This is a genomic window from Persicitalea sp. (assembly GCF_041751555.1).
In the GTDB taxonomy this organism is placed as follows: Bacteria; Bacteroidota; Bacteroidia; order Cytophagales; family Spirosomataceae; genus Persicitalea.
Window position 1 is genome coordinate 1 of record NZ_JBGSXF010000307.1, and the last position, 1,885, is coordinate 1,885.

1 protein-coding gene is annotated in these 1,885 nt (G+C 58.2%); it reads right to left on the minus strand.

Translation table 11 applies throughout. From position 1 onward, the window contains the following. The coding region (locus ACEW8P_RS10985) for a peptidase (RefSeq protein WP_373513128.1) at positions 1 to 1,885 on the minus strand (1,885 nt) is incomplete at both ends.

The following is a 1,885-nucleotide window of genomic DNA, read 5'->3' on the forward strand; positions in this document are numbered from 1 at the left end:
GATGTCGCCCTTGGCCAGGGCATCGGGCGCGACATCGAAGACCGGGCTGTTCTCAAAATAAACATCGGCTTGGGCGGGCATGCCCCAGCTGATAGCGCGTGTGGAGTCCACATTCACACGCAGGATGCTGCCGGGGATGTAGTACTTCTCGCTCGGCAGGCGATTTTCTTTGCCCTCGCGGCCAATCTCCACCAACTTGTTGCGGACAGGCAGTTTCAGGTGATAGGCCAGATTGGTACTGCTGCCGATAGTAAGTACTGTGCCGCCCGCTTCCAGGAATTTTTTCAGCTCGACAATCGTCGTATCTACCGAAACCTTGCCCAACTGATCGCGGTATTCTTTCGGGATTTCTTTGGGGTCGGGTTCTTTGCGGCTGCGGTAACGGCCCGTGTCGCCGCCCGGCAGGGCGGGAATGGCGCTGGTCACGAACAGCAGTACATCGTATTTTTTGCGCAAATCGCCCGCGTCGAGGGTCGGGGCGTACACCACTTCTACCGGAAAATGAAACTGCTCGCTTAGCCAGCGCACCCAGCCCGAGGGCATGGAGCCGCCGTAGGTATCCCACAAGCCTACGCGCAACGGCGCGACCTTGCTCATGGCTGTCGTGGGCCGCTGCTTCACGCCTTGTACGTCGATGCCCAGGTCGCTGGTGGCGCGGCCCAGGATAGCCTTGGCCTGCTCGCCCGCCGGAACGAAGAAGGTACCCGCCGCCAACTCGGAGGATTCGGTGGTGCGAAAAACGTCCACATTGGCTTTTAGAAGATCGGTCACGGCCGTGAACGAGTCGTTGGTTTCGGGACTCAGCACGTATCCCGCCATAGGATTGACGGCTTCCAAAGTACCCGCCGGATGCTGCAGTTCTCCGTAAAGAATCGCCTGGAACGGGCCATCGAAGCCGTCCAAGATACGGTCGAACTGCACACCCATTTGATATGCCAGCGTCCAGCCCGCCGCGTCGTAGGGCCGCACGGGTGGGCCACCGGGGTACTGGAAATCATTGGGATGATCCTGCGGCTCGAACATATCCAGTACGTGCGGCCGAAATGCCTGGGCGGTCTTGACGACGTAAGTACCCTCAGGGTAGTTTTTCCCACCCACCTTGAAATCCGCCGTAGCCCGGTGAACCTGCACGCCCGACTTGATAAGGGCATTGACAAATTTAGTCGCCGTGGCAAAATCGGGCTGGTCGGCTGGCAGCACGTAGCCGCGCGGGTCGCGCCGGGTGGGGTCGGTCATCACCGAGTCATAATAAGCCTGAGTGAGCTTGGCTTTGCTGTTTTTTTTCTTCGCCGCTTCGTAATCGTCTTCGATTTCTTTGATTTTTTTGGGAGAAAGCGCCCAATAGTCGCGTTGACCACGTTCGATGGCATTTTTACCCATGCGGTAAATATTGTAAAGCAGTTCGTCACGCTGGCGGACGGCGTGGCTCAGCACAGCGTAGTTGAGCGACACTGAGTAGTCTATCGACTGCCGAAAATGCCAGAGTTGCGGAGCAATCGGGAAAGTCTGGGAGCCATTGGGGATTAGTCGCTGCGGTACCAGCGGGATGGTGTCGGGCGTTGGACTGCCGATGATTTCGGTCAGAATGCCGATCATGTTGTGGAAATAGGGCGCGGTGCGCAGGCCACCGTTCCACCAAGTGCTGTACACTGACCCCGCCCGCTGCGTATAGCCGGGTTTGCCCTCGGCGTTGAGCCGCGAGTTCATAGCCGCGCCCACGGCGTCAAGACTGGTGATGAGCAACGGGTCGTAGACGTAGTTGAACGGATCCCGGTAGGGCGGCCCCGCTACGACGGTCCCCGCAGGGCCAGACTGATGATGATTGTAAACAATTTGTGGAATCCAATCGACATAAAGCTGACGGCCTATATTCCATGACTCCTTC